Source organism: Variovorax sp. GW821-FHT09D05 (assembly GCF_059416325.1).
In genome coordinates this window covers 362729-384363 of record NZ_JBWKOZ010000002.1, presented here as the reverse complement: position 1 = coordinate 384363, position 21635 = coordinate 362729, and the positions used below count along the sequence as shown (strand labels likewise).

The 21635-nt window shown below is 68.7% G+C and carries 14 protein-coding genes; 10 read left to right on the top strand and 4 right to left on the bottom strand.

What is annotated here, in order from left to right; all coding sequences use genetic code 11:
* Positions 1 to 16: 16 nt before the first annotated feature.
* Both tgt and queA read right to left on the bottom strand, forming a co-directional pair.
* Positions 17 to 1189 carry a tRNA guanosine(34) transglycosylase Tgt gene (gene tgt / locus AC07O3_RS06400; protein ID WP_495338861.1) on the bottom strand — a complete coding sequence of 391 codons (1173 nt, stop codon included), beginning with the start codon at positions 1187 to 1189 and terminating at the stop codon, positions 17 to 19.
* Between the two features lie 5 nt (positions 1190 to 1194).
* Positions 1195 to 2238, bottom strand: coding sequence for a tRNA preQ1(34) S-adenosylmethionine ribosyltransferase-isomerase QueA (gene queA, locus AC07O3_RS06395; RefSeq protein ID WP_354336696.1), 1044 nt, complete (start codon positions 2236 to 2238; stop codon positions 1195 to 1197).
* 81 nt (positions 2239 to 2319) lie between these two features.
* On the opposite strand from queA, the gene recG reads away from it, so the two are divergent.
* Complete coding sequence (gene recG, locus AC07O3_RS06390) at positions 2320 to 4446, top strand: ATP-dependent DNA helicase RecG (protein ID WP_093174260.1); 2127 nt, start codon at positions 2320 to 2322, stop codon at positions 4444 to 4446.
* Positions 4447 to 4452: 6 nt separating this feature from the next.
* Here the strand turns inward: recG and AC07O3_RS06385 are convergent, their stop codons facing one another.
* A complete protein-coding gene (locus AC07O3_RS06385; RefSeq protein ID WP_093174258.1) occupies positions 4453 to 5085 on the bottom strand; it encodes a LysE family translocator in 633 nt (210 codons plus the stop codon).
* Between the two features lie 74 nt (positions 5086 to 5159).
* Here AC07O3_RS06385 and AC07O3_RS06380 point away from each other — a divergent pair, with 74 nt between their 5' ends.
* Positions 5160 to 5318, top strand: a complete 159-nt coding sequence (locus AC07O3_RS06380) for a hypothetical protein (protein WP_218137500.1) — start codon at positions 5160 to 5162, stop codon at positions 5316 to 5318.
* Here AC07O3_RS06380 and AC07O3_RS06375 read toward each other — a convergent pair.
* The gene (locus tag AC07O3_RS06375; protein ID WP_354336702.1) at positions 5315 to 6019 is read right to left on the bottom strand and encodes a GntR family transcriptional regulator; all 705 of its coding nucleotides are present in this window, start codon (positions 6017 to 6019) and stop codon (positions 5315 to 5317) included. The genes AC07O3_RS06380 and AC07O3_RS06375 overlap by 4 nt on opposite strands.
* Before the next feature lie 292 nt (positions 6020 to 6311).
* Between AC07O3_RS06375 and AC07O3_RS06370 the strand changes: the two genes are divergently transcribed.
* The 8 genes from AC07O3_RS06370 to AC07O3_RS06335 all read left to right on the top strand — a co-directional run bounded on the left by AC07O3_RS06370 (position 6312) and on the right by AC07O3_RS06335 (position 21625).
* Entirely contained in the window at positions 6312 to 7052 is a 741-nt protein-coding gene (locus AC07O3_RS06370) for a DUF969 domain-containing protein (protein ID WP_093055460.1), read from the top strand.
* Positions 7053 to 7054: 2 nt separating this feature from the next.
* Complete coding sequence (locus AC07O3_RS06365; RefSeq protein WP_093055462.1) at positions 7055 to 8011, top strand: DUF979 domain-containing protein; 957 nt, start codon at positions 7055 to 7057, stop codon at positions 8009 to 8011.
* A 10-nt stretch (positions 8012 to 8021) separates the two neighbouring features.
* Positions 8022 to 8699, top strand: a complete 678-nt coding sequence (pcp, locus tag AC07O3_RS06360) for a pyroglutamyl-peptidase I (protein WP_495338860.1) — start codon at positions 8022 to 8024, stop codon at positions 8697 to 8699.
* Positions 8700 to 8716: 17 nt separating this feature from the next.
* Positions 8717 to 9484, top strand: a complete 768-nt coding sequence (locus tag AC07O3_RS06355; RefSeq protein WP_495338859.1) for a LamB/YcsF family protein — start codon at positions 8717 to 8719, stop codon at positions 9482 to 9484.
* A gap of 2 nt (positions 9485 to 9486) precedes the next feature.
* Entirely contained in the window at positions 9487 to 11079 is a 1593-nt protein-coding gene (locus AC07O3_RS06350; protein ID WP_495339005.1) for a 5-oxoprolinase subunit B/C family protein, read from the top strand.
* Positions 11080 to 11089: 10 nt separating this feature from the next.
* Positions 11090 to 12820, top strand: a complete 1731-nt coding sequence (locus AC07O3_RS06345; RefSeq protein ID WP_495338858.1) for an acetyl/propionyl/methylcrotonyl-CoA carboxylase subunit alpha — start codon at positions 11090 to 11092, stop codon at positions 12818 to 12820.
* Between the two features lie 4 nt (positions 12821 to 12824).
* A complete protein-coding gene (locus tag AC07O3_RS06340; RefSeq protein WP_495338857.1) occupies positions 12825 to 13826 on the top strand; it encodes a TRAP transporter substrate-binding protein in 1002 nt (333 codons plus the stop codon).
* A 293-nt stretch (positions 13827 to 14119) separates the two neighbouring features.
* Entirely contained in the window at positions 14120 to 21625 is a 7506-nt protein-coding gene (locus AC07O3_RS06335; protein WP_495338856.1) for a non-ribosomal peptide synthetase, read from the top strand.
* Positions 21626 to 21635: the final 10 nt, after the last annotated feature.

Sequence of the window (21635 nt, the reverse complement as noted above, 5' to 3'; positions counted from 1 at the left end):
CCGGCAGCCCTGGGCGTCAGACGCCGCGTGCGCGCTCCGACTTGAAGCGCGCGCGAAACTCCGTGAACGTGCCCGCGTCCAGCGACTCGCGGATCTCGCTCATCAGGTTCAGGTAATAGTGCAGGTTGTGGATGGTCGTGAGCATCGGCCCCAGCATCTCGCCGCAGCGGTCCAGGTGATGCAGGTAGGCGCGGCTGAAGCCCTCGCGCCCGCCGTCGTTCCAGCTCACGCCCGAGGTGCCCGCGCAGGCGTGGCAGGTGCAGCTCGGGTCGATCGGCTGCGGGTCGCTCTTGTGGCGCGCGTTGCGCATCTTCAGGTCGCCGAAGCGGGTGAAGAGCGTGCCGTTGCGCGCATTGCGCGTGGGCATCACGCAGTCGAACATGTCGACGCCGTCGGCCACGCCCTGCACCAGGTCTTCGGGCGTGCCCACGCCCATCAGGTAGCGCGGCTTGTTCGCGGGCAGCCGGTGCGGCGTGTGGCCCATGATGTGCAGCATCTCTTCCTTGGGCTCGCCCACGCTCACGCCGCCGATGGCATAGCCAGGAAAGTCCATGTCGACCAGCGCGGCCAGCGACTCTTCGCGCAGGTTCTCGAACATGCCGCCCTGCACGATGCCGAACAGCGCGTTCGGGTTCTCGAGCCGCGCGAACTCGCTCTGGCAGCGCTTGGCCCAGCGCAGGCTCAGCTCCATCGAGATGCGCGCCTCGGCCTCGGTCGTGATGTGGCCCTTGGTGTCGTAGGGTGTGCACTCGTCGAACTGCATCACGATGTCGCTGTTGAGGATGGTCTGGATCTGCATCGAGACCTCGGGCGTGAGGAACAGCTTGTCGCCATTGACGGGCGACGCGAACTTCACGCCCTCTTCGCTGATCTTGCGCATTGCGCCCAGCGACCACACCTGGAAGCCGCCCGAGTCGGTGAGGATGGGCTTGTCCCACTTCTCGAACTGGTGCAGCCCGCCGAAGCTCGCCATCACGTCGAGGCCGGGGCGCATCCACAGGTGGAAGGTGTTGCCCAGGATGATCTGCGCGCCCATCTCTTCCAGGCTGCGCGGCATCACGCCCTTGACGGTGCCATACGTGCCCACGGGCATGAAGATCGGCGTTTGCACCTTGCCGTGGTTGAGCGTGAGCGTGGCGCGGCGCGCGTGGCTGTCGGGGTCGGTCTTGAGGAGTTCGAAGTTCAGCATGTCATTCAGTCCTTGGTCCGTGCGAGCAGCATGGCGTCGCCGTAGCTGAAGAAGCGGTATTGATGGGCGATGGCGTGGGCATACAGCGCCATCACGCGCTCGTAGCCCGCGAAGGCCGAGACCAGCATCATCAGCGTGCTCTTGGGCAAATGGAAGTTCGTCACCAGCAGGTCGACGTGCTCGAAGGCGAAGCCCGGCGTGATGAAGATGCGCGTGTCGCCCGTGGCCTCGCCGCTCTTGGCCCACGACTCGAGCGTGCGCACGGTGGTCGTGCCGACCGCGACGATGCGTCCGCCCCGCGCCTTGCACTCGGCAATGGCGCGCTGCGTGGCCTCGGGAACCTCGTAGCGCTCGGCGTGCATCGTGTGTTCGGCGATGTTCTCGGTCTTCACCGGCTGGAAGGTGCCGGCGCCCACGTGCAGCGTGACGTTGGCGCGCTGCACGCCTCGCGCTTCGAGCTCGGCCAGCAGTCCTTCGTCGAAATGCAGCGCGGCCGTGGGTGCCGCCACCGCGCCGGGCACGCGCGCGAACACGGTCTGGTAGCGGCTTTCGTCGTCGGCCGAATCTGTATGCGTGATGTAGGGCGGCAGCGGCACGTGGCCGCAGCGGGCCATCAGCGCGTACGGGTCTTCGCCCGCGTCGCTCTCGAAGCCGAAGCGGAACAGCGCACCCTGCTCATCGGGCCAGCGGCCGAGCAGCGTGGCGCGAAAGCCGCCGACCATCTGCAGCGTGGTGCCGACCGGAGGCTTCTTGCTGACCTTCATATGCGCGACCACCTCGTGGCCCTGCAGCACGCGCTCGACCAGCAGTTCGAGCTTGCCGCCGGTCGGCTTCTCGCCGAACAGGCGCGCCTTGACCACGCGCGTGTCGTTGAAGACCAGCAGGTCGCCCGCGCGCAGCAGCGAAGGCAGGTGCTTGAAGATACGGTCGACCGGTGCGGGCCCTGTGCCGTCGAGCAGACGGGAGGATGTGCGTTCGGTGGCCGGGTGTTGCGCCACCAGATCGGGTGGCAATGCGAAATCGAAATCGGAGAGCGTGAAGGCGCGCATGGTGCTTGAGGGCCGGACGGGCCCGTGCCAAGGAGGCATGGGGAAAAGAAAAACAGGGCGGGAGCCGGGCAGAATTGTCCCATGCCCGCCGCGTCCAAGCCCGAACCGCCCGAAAAGACCGCAGCCGCGCCTGCGGCACCGGCGGCACCAGGTTCGGGCCTGAGCCTCGTGCAGCGCGCGCTGCGCAAGCTCGGCCTCGTGCGCGACATCGACTTTGCGCTCTACCTGCCGATGCGCTACGAGGACGAGACGCGCATCGTGCGGCTCGCCGACACGCGTGACGGCGACATGGCGCAGGTCGAAGGCGTCGTCACCGAATGCGAGGTGGTGTACCGCCCGCGCCGCCAGTTGCTGGCGACCATCGACGACGGCAGCGACACGTGCCAGCTGCGCTTCTTCAACTTCTATCCCTCGCAGCAAAAGCAGCTGGCGATCGGCGCGCGGGTGCGCGTGCGAGGCGAGATGCGCGGCGGTTTCGTGGGGCGGCAGATGATGCATCCGACCGTGAAGGCGGCCGGCACCGCGCTGCCGAATGCGCTCACGCCGGTGTATTCGACCGTGGCCGGGCTGGCGCAGCCTGTGCTGCGGCGCGAGGTGCGTTCGGGCCTTGCCCGCGCGGTGCTCGACGAGACGATTCCCGTGCAGATCGGCCTGCGCGGTGCGTGGGACCTGCGCGCCTCGCTGAGCTTTCTGCACTACCCGACGCCCGACGTGGCGATGGCCACGCTCGAAGACCACAGCCATCCGGCCTGGCAGCGCATCAAGGCCGAGGAACTGCTCGCGCAGCAGCTGTCGCAGCTGCAGGCCCGGCTGGAGCGCGCGGCGCAGCGTGCGCCGGTGCTGCCCGCGCCTGCCGAGCCGGTCGCGACTTCGCTGCACGCGCAGCTGCTCGCGGTGCTGCCCTTCGGCCTTACCGGCGCGCAGCAGCGCGTGGGCGAAGAGATCACGCGCGACCTGGGGCGCGAGATCCCGATGCACCGCCTGCTGCAGGGCGACGTGGGCTCGGGCAAGACCGTGGTGGCGGCGCTCGCGGCGGCGCGCTGCATCGACGCGGGTTTCCAGTGCGCGCTGATGGCCCCCACCGAAATCCTCGCGGCGCAGCATTTCGGCAAGCTGGTCGGCTGGCTCGATCCGTTGCTGGCCGAGCGCGGCCTGCGCGTGGCGTGGCTCACGGGCAGCCAGAAGAAAAAGGAGCGCGATGGGATGTCGGCCGCCGTCGAAAGCGGCGAGGCGGCGCTGGTCATCGGCACCCACGCGGTCATCTCGGAGAAGGTGCGTTTCAAGAACCTCGCGCTGGCCATCATCGACGAGCAGCATCGCTTCGGCGTGGCGCAGCGCCTGGCCTTGCGCGGCAAGGCCGGCGGGCACCTGGAGCCGCATCTGTTGATGATGAGCGCCACGCCCATCCCCCGCACGCTCGCGATGAGCTACTACGCCGACCTCGACGTGTCGACGCTGGACGAGCTTCCGCCTGGCCGCACGCCCATCGTCACCAAGCTGGTGGCCGACCACCGGCGCGATGAAGTCATCGACCGCATCCATGCGCAGATCGCGCAGGGCCGGCAGGTGTACTGGGTGTGTCCGCTGATCGAGGAGAGCGAAGCGGTCGACCTGCGCAACGCGACCGAAACGCGCGACGAACTGGCCGAGACGCTGGGCGATCCCATTCAGGTCGGCCTGCTGCATTCGCGCATGCCCACGGCCGAGAAGCAGGCCGTGATGGCCGCATTCACCGCCAATGAAATCCAGGTGCTGGTGAGCACGACCGTGATCGAAGTGGGCGTCGACGTGCCGAATGCCTCGCTGATGGTGATCGAGCACGCTGAGCGCTTCGGCCTCTCGCAGCTGCACCAGCTGCGCGGCCGCGTGGGGCGCGGCGCGGCGGCCTCGGCCTGCGTGCTGCTCTATGCGCCGGGCGACAGCGGCCGCGTCGGCGAGGCGGCGCGTGCGCGGCTCAAGGCGATGGCCGAGACCAGCGACGGCTTCGAGATCGCCCGGCGCGATCTGGAGATTCGAGGGCCCGGCGAGTTCCTTGGCGCGCGGCAGTCGGGCGCACCGCTGCTGCGCTTTGCCGACCTCACGACCGACACGCTGCTGCTCGACTGGGCCCGTGAGCTCGCGCCGGTCATGCTCCGCAAGCATCCCGACCTGGCCCAGCGCCACATCGACCGCTGGCTCGGCACCAAGGCCGAGTACCTGAAGGCCTGAGGAAGATCAGGCTGCAGGACGGCGCGTGAAGGCCAGGATGAGGCCGAAGCCGACCATCATGCTGCCGCTCACCCGGTTGAACCAGCGCATCGCACGGCTGCCATCGGCCAGCCGGCGCATGCGCGCACCGAGCATCGCGTAGAGCGCGATCGCGACCAGCTCGAACACCAGGAAGGTCACGCCCAGCAGCATGTAGCTGGAGGCGTAGGCGCCCGGCACCACGAACTGCGGAAAGAAAGCGGTGAACACCAGGATGGCCTTCGGGTTGCCCGCCGCCACGGTGAACTCCTGCCGCGCCAGCGCGCGCATGGAGGGCGGCGCGGATGCGTCGCGCGCCTGCACCTCGGCCGTCGGCGCCGGGGCGCGCAGCAGGCGGATGCCGATCCACACGAGATACGCCGCGCCGATGTACTTGATGACATCGAAGGCCAGCTCCGACGCCACCAGCACCGCGCCCATGCCCAGCCCCGCGATGGCGATCATGATCGCGAAGGCCACCAGCCGGCCGCTGGCCGCGATCACCGCCGGCGACACGCCGTGCTTTGCGCCGTTGGTCACCGACAGCAGGTTGTTGGGGCCGAAGGCCATGTTGATGGCGAAGCAGGCCGGCAGGAAGAGCAGGTAGGCAGACAGGGTCATGGCGGGTCCGTCGGCGGGGCGTTGCAGGGGCTGCCATTATTTCAGCTCATCCCGAGAAAGCCGCGGCGAATGCCATGACAACGAATTCCCCTCTGAAGATACGCAAGGCCGTGCAGGTCGATCTCCCCGCCATCACCGCCATGCTGGCCGACGACGTGCTCGGCGCAGCGCGCGAGCGCCTGGGGTTCGAGGCCACGCACGAGGGCATGAAGCTCGAACTGGCGGCTGCCTAGTTGTCGATGCCGCTTTCCGGCATCTGCCGCGCGTAGACCGCGAGCACGATGCGCTCGGAGTGAATGAGGTAGTCGTTGAGCGCCACCGCTCCCTCGGCGAACTTGCCGGCCTCGATGAGTTCGAGCAGCTTCGTGTTCATGTCCACGTAGGGCGCGTGCAGGAACTCCGGGTCCTTGAGCAGGCCGAAGGCCAGCCGAAGCTCGACCAGGATGTGCGCGAACAGCACGTTCAGCCGCTCGCTGTCGGCCAGCTCCACGATGCCCTTGTGGAACTCCATGTTGGCCGTGCCCACGCCCAGCCAGTCGCCTGCGTCGCGGCATTTCAGGGCCATTTCCACCGCCTCGCGCATGTGCTTCTTGGCCGGGTGGCGCGGGTAGGCCTGCGCCAGCGCCTGGCATTCGATGAGGCGGCGCACCCGGTAGATGTCGATGATCGACGCGATGCTCGGCACCGCCACGAACACGCCGCGGTTCGGCGCGTGCTTGAGCAGCCCTTCCTTGGTCAGCGTGCGGAACACCTCGCGCAGGGTGTTGCGCGAAATCTCGAAGCTGTCGGCCAGCGCGGCCTCCGACAGCCGCTGCCCCGGCGAGAACTCGCCCTTCACGATCTTCTGGCGGATGAGCTCCGCCACCCTGTCGTTGAGCGTCTGCGCGCCGGCGGCTGGCGAGGCGGGTGAAGTCGGGGAGGCCAGTGGAGTCATGCCGGAAGGGGGTGGAAGGAGCGGGGAGTCCGGGCGTTTGTAGCAGGTTTTCCCCGCCGGACGGCACCCGCGCGGCCGCCGGCCGATGCACCAAGTGTTGACACGCTCAGGGTTTTCATGGGGTCAACCGAGCACTGTTGTTGGGCACACTCGTATAAATTGTTCAACAATTTATGAGAAATGAGTGATTCAGATGATTTGAATTGCTCATTCATTGGCACGCAGTTTGCAAGAAGCGGCTTGCCGGCGCCCCCGCGCAAGGTGTCTCCGAATCCAGAACCGAAAGACCAACATGACTCCTGACATCCCTCATCTGTGGCCGCTGATCGGCGTCGCCGTGATCATTGCGGGCTTCATCCTGCGCTTCAATCCGATGCTGGTGGTGATCGTCACGGCCATCGCCACGGCGATCGCCGCGGGCTTCGGCCCGATGGCGATCCTCACGGCCATCGGCACCGGGTTCATCAAGACCCGCAACCTGCCGCTGATCATTCTTCTGCCGCTGGCGGTGATCGGGCTGCTCGAGCGCCACGGCCTGCGCCAGCACGCGCAGAACTGGATCAGCCGCATCAAGTCGGCCACCGCCGGGCGCCTGCTGATCGTCTACCTCGCGGCGCGCGAACTCACGGCGGCAGTTGGCCTGACCAGCCTGGGCGGCCACCCGCAGATGGTTCGCCCGCTGCTCGCTCCCATGGCCGAAGGCGCCACCGAAACCCGCTACGGCAAGCTGCCCGACCGCATCCGCCACAAGCTGCGCGCCTATGCAGCGGCCACCGACAACGTGGGCCTGTTCTTCGGCGAAGACATCTTCGTGGCCTTCGGCGCCATCGTGCTGATGAGCACCTTCCTGCACGAGGCCGGCATCGACGTCGAGCCGCTGCACATCGCGCTGTGGGGCATCCCGACCGCGATTGCCGCCTTCATCATCCACGCCTGGCGCCTGCGCCGGCTCGACCAGTCGCTGGCACGTGAACTGGGCGGCGCACCGGCGTCCGATGCGCCCGCCGTTCCGGCCACGCAGGAAGGCCGCTGATCATGATTCTCTCGATCCAGCACCTCTACATCCTGGTCGGCCTGATCCTCGCGATCACGGCGGTCATGACGCTGGCCGACCGCCAGCACCCCAAGCGCTACACCAGCGCGCTGTTCTGGGGGCTCTATTCGCTGGTCTTCCTGGTCGGCGACAAGCTGCCGCCCGCATGGGTCGGCGTGGGCGCCATCGGCATGGCCGTCATTGCCGGCCTGCGCGGCGTCGGCGCGGGCAAGCACAAGGAGCCCACGCCGGCCGAGTACGAAACCAGCGCCAGGCGCCTGGGCAACAAGCTCTTCATGCCGGCGCTGGCGATTCCGCTGGTCACGGTGATCGGCACCGTGCTGATGAGCAAGGTGAAGATCGGCGACGCCTTCCTGCTCGACCCCAAGAACACCACGCTGGTGAGCCTGGGCGTGGGCTGCGTGGTGGCGCTGGCGCTGGCCTGCTGGCTGACGCGCGAGACGCCGGTGCAGGGCATGCGCGAGTCGCGCCGCCTGACCGACGCGCTGGGCTGGGCCGTGGTGCTGCCGCAGATGCTGGGCATGCTGGGCCTGGTGTTCTCCGACGCGGGCGTGGGCAAGGCCGTGGCGTACATCACCACGAGCTACATCAACATGGACATCCGCTTCGTCGCCGTTGCGGTGTATGTGCTGGGCATGGCGCTGTTCACCATCATCATGGGCAACGGCTTCGCGGCCTTCCCGGTGATGACGGGCGGCGTCGGCGTGCCGGTGCTGGTGGGCGTGTACCACGGCGACCCGGCGGTGATGGCGGCCATCGGCATGTTCTCGGGCTACTGCGGGACGCTGATGACGCCGATGGCGGCCAACTTCAATATCGTGCCGGCGGCGCTGCTGGAGCTGCCCGACAAGAACGCGGTGATCAAGGTGCAGATACCGACCGCGGCCGCGCTGCTGGTGGTCAACATCTTCCTGATGTACTTCCTGATGTTCCGCTGAGGCGCCGAGCATGACGAAGACCACCGATGGCGCGGCGCCCCGCGTGCTGCTCGCGGGCTTCGAGCCTTTCGAGAACGATCCCGTCAACCCTGCGTGGGAAATCGCGCGCTCGCTCGACGGCTGGGCCTGCGAAGGCACCGTGGTGCAGGCGGTGCAGCTGCCCTGCGTGTTCGGCCGCGCCATCGACACGCTCGACCAGGCGCTGGTGGGGCCGCCCCCACGGCTGGTGCTGTGCATCGGCGCGGCAGGCGGGCGCACCGAGATCTCGCTGGAGCGCGCGGCGCTGAACGTCGACGACGCGCGCATTCCCGACAACGCGGGCTACCAGCCCATCGACACCGAGGTGGTCGCGGGTGGGCCGTCGGCCTACTTCTCGACGCTGCCGATCAAGGCCATGGTGCGCGACATGCGCGCAGCGGGGTTGCCTGCGGCGGTGTCGAACAGCGCCGGCACCTTCGTGTGCAACCACATCTTCTACGCGCTGATGCACCGCATCGCGACGAGCCCGGCGCTCGCACACACGCTCGGCGGATTCATCCACGTGCCCTACCTGCCCGAGCAGGCGGCCTCCAAGCCGGGCGTTGCCAGCATGGCGCTGGCCACGCAGGTCGAAGCCTTCCGCGTGGCGATACGCACCGCGCTCACCGTGCGCGACGACGTGCGCGAGACCGCCGGCCGCCTGCATTGATGACCCTGGGACCGACGATGAACATCGACTTGAACAGCGACCTCGGCGAGAGCCTTGGCGTTTGGCGCATGGGCGACGACGCCGCCATGCTTTCTCTCGTGAGCAGCGCCAACGTGGCCTGCGGCTTCCATGCGGGCGACCCGGCCGGCATTCTGCGCACGCTGCGCCAGGCGAAGGAGCGCGGCGTTGCCGTCGGCGCTCACGTGGCCTACCGCGACCTGGTGGGCTTCGGGCGCCGCAACATGGACGTCGACAGCGCCGACTTGCGCGCCGACGTCATCTACCAGATCGGCGCGCTGAAAGGCCTTGCCGCCGCCGCCGGCACCACCGTGCGCTACGTGAAGCCGCATGGCGCGCTCTACAACACCATCGCCCACGACGAGCGCCAGGCGCGCGACGTGATCGCTGCCATCCGCGAGATCGACCCCGGCCTGTGCCTGGTGGCGCTGGCGGGCTCGCCGCTGCTGGGCTGGGCGCGCGGCGAAGGCCTGCGCGCCGTGCCCGAAGCCTTTGCCGACCGCGCCTACACGCCGCAGGGCACGCTGGTGTCGCGCCGTGAACCCGGCGCGGTGCTGCACGACGCCGACGAAGTGGCCGCGCGCATGCTGCGGCTGGCCACCGATGGCACGGTCACGGCCATCGACGGCAGCACGGTGCGCATCGAGGCCGAATCGGTCTGCGTGCACGGCGACAGCCCGGGCGCGGTCGAGATGGCGCGGCAGGTGCGCGCGCGGCTCGAACAGGCAGGCGTGACGATCCGCTCTTTCGTGGATTCAGCCGCATGACGATGCGCTTCCTGCCGGTCAATTTGAACGCCGTGCTGGTCGAGCTCGACGACCTGCCGCAAACCCTCGCGCTGCTGGCCTCGCTGCGCGCCGAACCCATCGCGGGCGTCGAAGAACTGGTGCCTGCGGCGCGCACGTTGCTGATCACTTTCCGCCCGGCCGCCATCACGGCCGATGAACTGGTGCGGCAGGTCGGCGGGCGCAGCCTCGGCGCGCGCGAGACGCGCATCGACAAGCGCATCGAGATTCCCGTGCGCTACGACGGCGAAGACCTGGCCGAGGTGGCCGGTCTGCTGGGCATCGCGCCCGAGGAGGTGGTTCGCCGCCACACCGGCAGCGACTACACCGTCGCCTTCACCGGCTTCGCGCCGGGCTTTGCTTATCTCTCGGGCGGGCACCCGAGCTTGAACGTGCCGCGCCGCACGGTGCCGCGCACGCGCATTCCGGCGGGCGCGGTCGGCCTTGCGGGCAGCTTCAGCGGCGTCTATCCGCAGGCCAGCCCTGGCGGCTGGCAGATCATCGGCATCACCGATGCGCCGATGTGGGACCTGGCGCGCGAGACGCCGGCGCTGCTGCAGCCGGGCGACACGGTGCGCTTCGTGGATGTCACCGGATTGCCGCAGGCTGTGCCTGTGACCGTGGCGCCTGTGCCTTCGCAACCGGCTGCTGTGGAAGGCGGCTGCGCCTTCGAGATTCGCGCTGCGGGCCTGCAGGCACTGCTGCAGGACGGCGGCCGGCATGGCCAGGCCGGGCAGGGCGTGTCGGCCTCCGGCGCGATGGACCAGCGTTCGCTGCAGGCGGCCAACCGGCTGGTCGGCAACGCATCGGACATGGCCTGCGTGGAGATTGCCTATGGCGGCTTCCAGCTGGTGTGCCGTGGCGACGCGGTGGTGGCGATCACGGGTGCGGACGGCCCCGTCACGCTGACCCGTGCCGATGGCGCGAAGTGGCCGCTGCCGCGCTACCAGCCCATCGCGCTGGCCGATGGCGACGTGCTTGCGCTCGGCGAGCCGCAGGCCGGCATCCGCAGCTACATCGCCGTGCGCGGCGGCTTCGACATCGCGCCCGTGCTCGGCAGTCTCTCGACCGACACGCTGGCCCGCGTCGGCCCGCCAGCCATTGCCACGGGCGACGTGCTGCCCGTGCGTGCGGTCGCCACCGGCGCCGTGGTCGGTGCGCCCGAATCGCCGCCGGCGGACCTGCCCACCGTGCCGGAAGAAGTCGTGCTCGACATCGTGTTCGGCCCGCGTACCGACTGGTTCACGCCCGATGCGGTCGAGCTTCTGTGCAGCCAGCCGTGGGTGGTCACGCCGCAATCGAACCGCGTCGGCATCCGGCTCGCGGGCGAGGTGCCGCTGGCACGCGCCAATCACGCAGAGCTGCCCAGCGAGGGCACGGCGCGCGGCTCGATCCAGGTGCCGCCCAGCGGCCAGCCCGTGCTGTTCCTGGCCGACCATCCGCTGACCGGCGGCTATCCCGTGATCGCCTCTGTCGCCACCCACCACCTCGACCGCGCGGGGCAGATTCCCGTGAATGCGCGCGTCCGCTTCAAGCCGATGGCCGACGCCGGCTTCGTCGAAACCTTTGCACCGTGAGAGCCTCCCGATGAAAAAACTCCTGATCGCCAACCGCGGCGAAATTGCCGTGCGCATCGCACGCGCCTGTGCCGACCACGGCGTGCAATCGGTCGCGGTGTATGCCGATGCCGACTTGAATGCGCTGCACGTTCGCATGGCCGACGAGGCCTATGGGCTCGATGGCAACAAGCCCGCCGACACCTACCTGAACATCGGCAAGCTGCTGGCGGTGGCCGCGCGCAGCGGCGCCGACGCGGTGCACCCGGGCTACGGCTTTCTCTCGGAGAGTGCGGCGTTCGCGCAGGCCGTCATCGACGCCGGCCTCACGTGGGTCGGCCCGTCACCGGCCGCGATCGCGATGCTGGGCGACAAGGTGCAGGCCCGCAAGCTCGCGATGAAGGTCGGCGCGCCGCTGGTCGCGGGCACGGCCGATCCGGTGAAGAACGCTGGCGAGGTGCTTGCCTTCGCCGAGAAGCACGGATTGCCGGTTGCGATCAAGGCCGCGTTCGGCGGCGGTGGCCGCGGCATCAAGGTGGCGTGGCGGCTCGACGAGGTTGAAGGCCTCTACGAATCGGCCGTGCGCGAAGCGGTAACGGCCTTCGGTCGCGGCGAGTGCTATGTCGAGCAGTTCCTCGACCGCCCGCGCCACGTCGAGGCGCAGGTGCTGGCCGACACGCACGGCAACGTTGTGGTGCTCGGCACGCGCGACTGCTCGCTGCAGCGGCGCAACCAGAAGCTGGTGGAAGAGGCGCCCGCGCCCTTCCTGAGCGACGAGCAGCGCGAGCGCATTCACCAGTCGGCGCGCGACATCTGCGCGGAAGCCGGCTACACGGGCGCCGGCACGGTCGAGTTCATGCTGAGCGCGAGCGGTGCGATCTCTTTTCTCGAAGTGAACACGCGGCTGCAGGTGGAGCATCCGGTGACCGAGGAAACCACGGGCATCGATCTCGTGATCGAGCAGCTGCGCATTGCCGAGGGGCTGCCCTTGTCGGTCAGGCAGACGCCGGTGCCGCGCGGCCATGCCTTCGAATTCCGCATCAATGCAGAGGACGTGGGGCGCGGCTTCATGCCTTCGCCCGGGCCGGTCAAGGTGTTCGATGCGCCTTCGGGCCCAGGCGTGCGTGTCGATGCCGGTGTGGATGCCGGCTCGCAGGTGCCGGGCACCTTCGATTCGCTGATGGCCAAGCTCATCGTCACCGGCGCCACGCGCGAGCAGGCCATTGCGCGGGCGCGTCGTGCGCTGAAGGAGTTCCGCATCGAGGGCCTGCCCACGGTGCTGCCGTTTCATCGTGCCGTGATGGCGCACCCCGACTTCGTGTCCGGCGATGCCTTCAAGGTGCACACGCGCTGGATCGAGACCGACTTTGCGAACGGCGAGGCCGCAGCTATGCGGCCGGACCCGTTGCCCGATGCGGCCCTGCTGCGCACGTCGATCGAGGTGGATGGGCGGCGGATGTCGCTGGGCCTGCCTGCCGTGCTGCTGAGCGGGCTGTCGGCGGCCGCTGGCGGCGCGGGCGCTGCACCGGTTGAAGCGGCAGCAGTGGTGGACGCCGCTGCAGTGGCCGCGCCGGTCTCCGGCACGGTGCAGGGCTGGAAGGTCGCTGACGGCGACGAGGTCGCAGCGGGCAGTGTCATTGCCGTGATGGAGGCGATGAAGATGGAAATGCAGGTGCTCGCGCATCGCGCCGGACGCATCGTGTTCTCGGTCGCTGCGGGCGGCTACGTGGCGGCCGGCGCCGCCATCGCGACCATTGGCTGAGGCCATGAGCCAGCACCTCATCACCCGCCGGACCTTCGCACTGCTGGTGGGCGGTGCGGGCGCCTTGTCTTCCGCCGCATCTGCTGCTCCCGGGGCGACGGTGTGGCGGCTGGCCACCGGCTATCCGTCGGAAAACTTCCACACGGCTAATTTGCTGGCCATGGCGAAGGAGGTCGAGCGCTCGACTGCAGGGCAATTGCGCATCGAGATCCACGCCGGGAACTCGCTGTTCGCGCTGAACGCCATCCGCGCGGCGGTGCAGGACGGCAAGATCGAGGCCGGCGAAGCCATCATGAGCAGCCTTGCTGCCGACGTGCCGCTGGCCGGCGCCGATTCCGTCCCGTTCATCACCAGCAGCTATGCCGACGCGCAACGGCTCTGGCGCATCCAGCGCCCGCTGATCGAACAGGCCTTCGCCGAGCGCGGGCTGCGCGTGCTCTACGCCGTGGCGTGGCCGCCGCAGGGCCTGTACTCGACCAAGCCGCTCGGCGCGATGAGCGACCTGCGCGGCATGCGGATGCGTGCCTACAACGCCACCACCGCGCGCATCGCGACGCTGATGGGCGCGGTGCCCGTCGACGTGCCGGCCACCGAACTCGGCAAGGCGCTGGCGGACGGCCGCATCGACTGCATGATGACCTCCGCCGTCACGGGCGTGGAGAGCCGGGTGTGGCAATCCATGCGCTTCTTCTACGAGATCAATGCCTGGTTTCCCAAGAACCTCGTGTTCGTCAACGACAAGGCCTGGAGCGCCCTCGAGGCGCCTTCGCGCGATGCGCTGAAGGCCGCCGCTGCAGCCGCCGAACTGCGCGGTTGGGCGAACAGCGCTGCCGCAGCAGCACGCTCCATGGACGAATTGCGGCGCAACGGCATGAAGATCGAGCAGGTGTCCTTCCTGTTCAGCCGTGATCTCCAGCGCCTTGGCGAGCACTTCTCGCTGGACTGGGTCAAGCAGGTGGGCGTGGCCGCCAACGGCGTTTTCATTCCGTATTTCGACAAGCGGTGAGGCGGCGAACAGAGGGAAGACCCTACTCGTCGCTGAAGAAGTTGCTGCACCGCAACATGCTTTTGTAGCGGTTTTTTTTCGCAATACGACTAAAGATTCCCAATTCCGGAAACCGCGAATTGGGTGATCGCTTTGCGATGAAATCTTTCGCGCTCAAAGCTCCACGTGAAATGTTTTCACCCGGAAAGCTGTCTCTGAAATTGTTGAAACAGCTTGTACATTGATTCGGAGTTTGCGATTGTTTCCTGAGGGATTCGATCGCTGCCGATTCAATTCAAGACGTGGAGAAGTTCATGAGCACGGTCGATCCCCAGGGCGCCGCATCTGCCCTTACCTCGGGTCAGATGGCGATGTGGCTCGGCGCGAAATTCGCCTCGCCCGACACCAACTTCAATCTCGCCGAAGCCATAGAAATCGACGGCTGGATCGATCCCGCCGTCTTCATGGCCGCCATGCGGCAGGTGACCGAAGAAGCCGAGGCCACGCGCCTGAGCTTTGCCGACACCCCGCAGGGGCCGCGCCAGATTGTCGCGCCCGCTTTCATGCGCGAAATGCCTTACCTGGACTTCAGCGGCGCAGAGGATCCGGCCGCCGCCGCGCAGTCGTGGATGCACGCCGACTTCAGCCGCAAGGATGACCTGGCGCGGGACCAGCTCTGGATGTCCGCGCTGATCCGCATGGCGCCCGAGCGCCACATCTGGTACCACCGCAGCCATCACATCGTGCTCGACGGTTTCGGCGGCGGCCTGGTTGCGCGCCGCTTCGCCGACGTCTACACCGCACGCATCAACGGCACCGAGGTGCCCGAGGCTTCGCGCATCGCGCCCATCTCGCAACTGGTCGAGGAAGAGAAGGCCTACCGCGAGTCCGGCCGCTTCCCGCGCGACCGCCAGTACTGGACGGAACGCTTCGGCGACGCGCCCGACCCGCTGAGCCTTGCTTCGCACCGCTCGGTCAACGTCGGCGGGCTGCTGCGCCAGACGGCGCACCTGCCGGCCGCCAGCGTGCGGGCCCTGGCGGACATCGCGCAGCAGCTGGGCACCACGCTGCCGCAGATCCTGATTGCCACCACTGCGGCCTACCTGTACCGCGCCACCGGCATCGAGGACATGGTGATCGGCATTCCCGTCACGGCGCGCCACAACGACCGCATGCGGCGCGTGCCCGCGATGGTGGCGAACGCACTGCCGCTGCGGCTCGCGATGCGCCCGGACCTGCCGGTGCCTGAGCTCATCAACGAAGTGGGCCGGCAGATGCGGCAGATATTGCGGCACCAGTCGTACCGCTACGAGCACCTGCGCAGCGACCTGAACATGCTGGTCAACAACCGGCAGCTGTTCACCACCGTGGTCAACGTCGAGCCCTTCGACTACGACTTCCGCTTTGCCGGGCACGCCGCCAAGCCGCGCAACCTGTCCAACGGAACGGCCGAGGATCTGGGCATCTTCCTGTACGAGCGCGGCAACGGGCAGGACCTGCAGATCGACTTCGACGCCAATCCGGCGGTCTACACTGCGCAGGAGCTGGCCGATCACCAGCGCCGGCTGCTTGCCTTCATGACGGCAGTGATCCGCCAGCCCGACCAGGCCATCGGCCACATTGACCTGCTGCAAGCCAGCGAGCGCGAGCAACTGCTGGTGACGTGGAACGACACGGCCCATGCGGTGCCCGACACCCATCTCACTGCGTTGATCGAGGCACAGCTTGCGGCCAACCCGCAGGGCATCGCATTGCGCTTCGCCGGCGAGGACATGCGCAACGACGAGCTCAACCGGCGCGCCAACCGCCTCGCGCACCTGCTATGCGCACGCGGCGCGGGCCCGGAGCGCACCGTGGCGCTGGCCATTCCGCGTTCGCTGGACCTGATGGTGGCCTTGCTTGCCACGCTGAAGACCGGCGCCGCCTACCTGCCCGTCGACCCGGACTTTCCGCAGGACCGCATCGCCTTCATGCTCGGCGACGCGCAGCCGGTGTGCCTGGTCACCACCGCAGCGCTCGCGGAGTCGCTGCCGGCAGACGCCCCGAAACTTCTGCTCGATGTAGCGCAAACGTTTGCGGATCTGGCGAATTGCGCCGAAACCGATCCCGCCGTCGCGATCGATCCCTCGCACCCGGCCTACGTGATCTACACCTCGGGCTCGACCGGGAAGCCGAAGGGCGCGGTCGTGTCGCACCGCGCCATCGTCAACCGCCTGCGCTGGATGCAGGACCGCTACGGCCTGCAGGCCGATGACCGCGTGCTGCAGAAGACGCCGTCGAGCTTCGACGTGTCGGTCTGGGAATTCTTCTGGCCGCTGATCGACGGCGCCAAGCTGGTGCTGGCACAGCCGGGCGGCCACAAGGACGCGGCGTACCTTGCGGGGCTGATCGCGGACGAAGGCATCACCACGATCCACTTCGTGCCGTCGATGCTGGAGGTTTTCCTGCTCGAACCCATGGCCGCCAATTGCACCTCGCTGCGGCGCGTGATCTGCAGCGGCGAGGCCTTGTCGCCCGCGCTGCAATCGCAGTTCCAGCAGATCCTGCCGTGCGAGTTGCACAACCTCTACGGGCCGACCGAGGCCGCTGTCGACGTCACCTCGTGGGAGTGCCCGCGCACGCCCGAAGACGAGCTGTCGTCGAAGAGCGTGCCTGCCGTTCCTACCGTTCCGATTGGCCGCCCGATCTGGAACACACAGATGCACGTGCTCGACAGCGGCCTGCAGCCGGTGCCGCCCGGCACGACCGGCGAGCTGTACATCGCGGGCATCGGCCTGGCGCGCGGCTATCTGAACCGCCCGCTGCTGAGCGCCGAGCGCTTCATTGCCAACCCGTACGGCGAACCCGGCAGCCGCATGTACCGCACCGGCGACCTCGCGCGCTGGCGCGCCGACGGCAGCCTGGACTTTCTCGGCCGTGCCGACCAGCAGGTGAAGATCCGCGGCCTGCGCATCGAGCCGGGCGAGATCGAATCGGCGCTGCTGCAGCATCCGCAAGTCGCACAGGCCGCGGTGATCGCGCGTGAAGACGTGCCGGGCGAGAAGCGACTCGTGGCCTACGTGGTGGCGGCGGATGCGGCCGACCCGCAGGCGGCCGAACTGCGCACCCACCTCGCGCAAACGCTGCCCGAGTACATGGTGCCCTCGGCCTTCGTCGGCATGCCGGCCTTGCCGCTGGGCCCGAGCGGCAAGCTCGACCGCAAGGCGCTGCCGCCGCCCGAACTGCAGGCGGCCACACCTTATGCCGCGCCTCGCACGCCCACCGAACGCATCCTCGCGGGGCTCTGGGCCGAGACGCTGCACCTGCCGCGCGTCGGCATCAACGACAACTTCTTCGAGCTCGGCGGGCACTCGCTGATGATCGTGCAGCTGATCTCGATGATCCGGCAGCAGTTCATGATCGACCTGCCGCTGGACACGCTGTTCCAGGTCTCCACCATCGCCGGCCTCGCGGAGCTGCTCGACCAGGCCTCGCAGGCGCGGCCCAGCCTCACGCCGATGCCGCGCCCGGCGCGCATTCCGCTGTCGTTCGCGCAGCGCCGCCTGTGGCTGATGAACCAGCTCGAGAACTCGAACCCGGCCTACAACATGCCGCTGGCCCTGCGCCTTTCGGGCGTGCTCGACCGCGATGCGCTGCAGGCCGCGCTGGACGACCTGGTGCAGCGCCACGAAAGCCTGCGCACCATCTACCCGAACGAAGACGGGCTGCCGTACCAGCAGATCCTCGATGGCGCACAAGCGCGCGCGCTGCTGATCGAAGCCGACAGCAGCGAAGACGAGATCGCTGCCCAGTTGCACGCCGCGGCACGCCTCGGTTTCGACCTCGGCAACACGGCCCCCTTGCGCCCCCATCTGTTCAGGCTGGCCGCCGACGAGCACGTGCTGCTGCTGCTGACGCACCACATCGTCGGCGATGGCGCCTCGCTGCTGCCGCTGGCGCGTGACCTGAGCATCGGCTACGCCGCACGCAGCGAAGGCAAGGCGCCCGGCTGGTCGCCGCTGCCGCTGCAATATGCCGACTACGCGCTGTGGCAGCAGGAACTGCTCGGCAGCGAAGACGACGCCGAGAGCATGGCCGGCCGCCAGCGCGAGTTCTGGCGCGAGACCCTGCGCGACCTGCCGGAGCGGCTGAGCCTGCCGGTCGACCGTCCGCACCCGGCCGTTCCCAGCTACCACGGCGACGTGGTGCCGGTGCAGATACCGGCGCATGTGCACGAACGCATGCTGCAGCTGGCGCGCGACGGCCAGGCCAGCGTCTTCATGGTGCTGCAGGCCGCGCTCGCAGGCTTGCTGAACCGGCTGGGCGCGGGAGACGACATCGTCATCGGCACGCCGGTTGCCGGCCGCAGCGATCACGCGCTGGACGACCTGATCGGCTGCTTCGTCAATCCGCTGGTGCTGCGCACCGACACCTCGGGGCAACCGGGCCTGCGCGACCTCGTCGCGCGGGTGCGGGCCACCAACCTTGCCGCGTATGCGAACCAGGAGTTCCCGTACGACCGGATCGTGGAACTGCTGCGGCCGCAACGCTCGGGTGCCAACCTGCCGCTGTTCCAGGTCATGCTGGGATTCCAGCAGGGCGGCAACCGGTTGTCGTTCAGCCTGCCCGGCCTGTCGATCACGCCGCAGCCGGTGGCCGTGGACACCGCCAAGTTCGACCTGTCCTTCATCCTCGACGAACTGCGCGGCGCCGATGGTCTGCCGGGGGGCATTGCTGGCGGCATCCAGTACAGCACCGACCTGTTCGACCGCAGCACCGTCGAAGCCATCGCGGCGCGACTGGTGCGCCTGCTGGAGCAGGCCTGCGACGCGCCCGACGCCGCGCTGGGCAGCCTGGACATCCTGAGCGAAGAGGAAGACCAACGCCTGCTTGCCGACTGGAGCGGCAGCACGCTCGGCATCGCGCCGCTCTCGCTGGCCGCCATGGTGGAGTCGCATGCCGCCGAGCGTCCGAATGCACCGGCGGTGGTGCTCGACGGCGCGACCGTCAGCTACGCCGCGCTCGACGTGCGGGCCAACCGGCTTGCGCACCTGCTGCGGGGCCGGGGCATCGGCGCCGGCGCCATCGTCGCGACGGTGTTGCCGCGTTCGCTCGACCTCGTCGTGGCGCACCTTGCCATCGTGAAAGCAGGCGCGGCCTACCTGCCCATCGACCCGAACCACATGGCCGGGCGCAGCGCCTTCGTGTTCGGCGAGGCGGCGCCCGCAGGCGTGTTGACCCATGCATCGCTGCTGCCGGAGCTGGCCGGCATTCCGCATTGCCTGGCGCTCGACAGCGACGAGACGGTCGCCGCACTGGCGATCCAGTCTGACGACCCCGTGGCGCAGTCGCGAGCGGTCGATGCGCGCGATGCCGCCTACGTCATCTACACCTCCGGCTCCACCGGCCTGCCCAAGGGCGTGGTGGTGCCGCATGCCGGCCTGAGCAGCCTTGGCGCATCGATGGCGCAGCGCTTTGCCATCGGCCACGACTCGCGCGTGCTGCAGTTCTCTTCCAGCGGCTTCGACGCTTCGGTGATGGACCTGCTGATGGCCTTTCACGCCGGCGCCGCGCTGGTGGTGCCGTCGCCGCAGCAACTGCTGGGCTCGGAACTGGCCGAGCTGCTCGAGCGCCAGGCCGTGAGCCATGCGCTGATTCCGCCGGCCGCGCTGGCAACCCTGCCGCACGGCGAATTCCCGCATCTGCAGACGCTGGTGGTGGGCGGCGATGCCTGCCCCGCCGCGCTGGCCGCGCGCTGGTCGCAAGGTCGCCGCATGATCAATGCGTACGGCCCGACGGAGATCACCATCTGCGCGAGCACGAGCGCGCCGATGAATGCCGAAGAGCAGCCCTCCATCGGCCAGCCGGTCTGGAACACGCGGGTGTACGTGCTCGACGACAGCCTGCAGCCGGTGCCACCCGGTGTCGCGGGCGAGCTCTACATCGCCGGCAGCGGGGTGGCGCGCGGCTACCTGAACCGCCCGCTGCTCAGCGCCGAACGCTTCATCGCCAACCCCTTCGGCGAACCCGGCAGCCGCATGTACCGCAGCGGCGACCTGGTGCGCTGGCGCGGCGACGGCAGCCTCGACTTCCTGGGCCGCGCCGACCAGCAGGTGAAGATCCGCGGCTTCCGCATCGAGCTGGGCGAAATCGAATCGGTGCTGCTGCAGCACCCGCTGGTGACGCAGGCGGCAGTGATCGTCCGCGAGGACGTGCCGGGCGAGAAGCGCCTCGTGGCCTACGTGGTCGCCGCGGCCGATCCGCAGCCGATCGAGTTGCGCGCCCACATGGCGAAGGCGCTGCCCGACTACATGGTGCCCTCGGCCTTCGTCCATCTGCCGTTCCTGCCGCTGACCCAGAGCGGCAAGCTCGACCGCAAGACATTGCCGGCGCCCGAGCAGCAGGCTGCGGCACCGTATGCCGAACCTCGCACACCCACCGAAAGGCAACTGGCCGTGCTCTGGGCCGAGACGCTGCACCTGGAACGCGTCGGCATCCACGACAACTTCTTCGAGCTCGGCGGGCATTCGCTGATGGCCATCCAGCTCGGCATGCGCATCCGCCAGCAGGTGCGTGCGGACTTCCCGCATGCCGAGGTCTACAACCGACCGACCGTCGCCGAACTCGCCGCGTGGCTCGACGACTCTGCCGGCACGGCCGAGGCGCTGGACCTGTCGCGCGAACTCGATCTGCCCGCGCACATCCGCAGCCAGGATGCTGCGCCGCCGCTGGCTGCAAAGCGCGTGTTCCTGACCGGTGCCAGCGGCTTCGTCGGCAGCCACCTGCTGGCTGCGCTGCTGCGCGACACATCGGCCTGCGTGGTCTGCCACGTGCGCGCCGTCGACGAAGAGGCGGGCAAGCGCCGCCTGAAGCTCACGCTGGCCCAGCGCCAGCTCGGCGCGATCTGGAACGACACGCGCATCAAGGTCGTCACCGGCGACCTCGGCAAGCCGCTGCTCGGCCTCGACGACAGCGCCGTGCAACTGGTGCGCGACGGCTGCGACGCCATCTACCACTGCGCCGCGCAGGTCGACTTCCTGCATCCTTATGCCAGCCTGAAGCCCGCCAATGTCGACAGCGTGGTCACGCTGCTCGAGTGGACGTCGCAGGGCCGGCCCAAGAGCATGCATTACGTCTCGACGCTGGCGGTGATCGACCAGAACAACAAGGACGGCACGGTCACCGAGCAGTCGACCCTCGCTTCGTGGAGCGGGCTGGTCGACGGCTACAGCCAGAGCAAATGGGTCGGCGATGCGCTGGCCCGCGTGGCGCAGGCGCGCGGCATGCCGGTCGCGATCTACCGGCTGGGGGCGGTCACCGGCGACCACACCCACGCGATCTGCAATGCCGACGACCTGATCTGGCGCGTGGCGCATCTCTATGCCGACCTGGAAGCGATTCCCGACATGGACCTGCCGCTCAACCTGACGCCGGTGGACGACGTGGCGCGCGCCATCCTCGGCCTTGCGGGCCAGCAGGCGTCGTGGGGCCAGGTGTTCCACCTGATGAGCCAGGAGGCGCTGCGGGTGCGCGACATTCCGCCGGTGTTCGAGCGGCTTGGCATGCGGCTCGAACCGGTGGGGCTCGAGCCCTGGCTGGAGCGGGCGCATGCACGGCTCGCCGTGGGGCAGGACCGCGACCTTGCGGCGGTGCTGGCGATTCTCGACCGCTACGACACCTCGGCCACGCCGCCGCAGGTCAGCGGCGCGGCCACGCATGCACAGCTCGAAGCCATCGGCGCGGCGATCCGCCCGGTGGACCGCGAGCTGCTGCAGCGCTACTTCGTCGACCTCGGCATCGACACCAAGGCACGCCGTGCCCTGGAAACCAGCGCTTCATAGGAGACCCGAC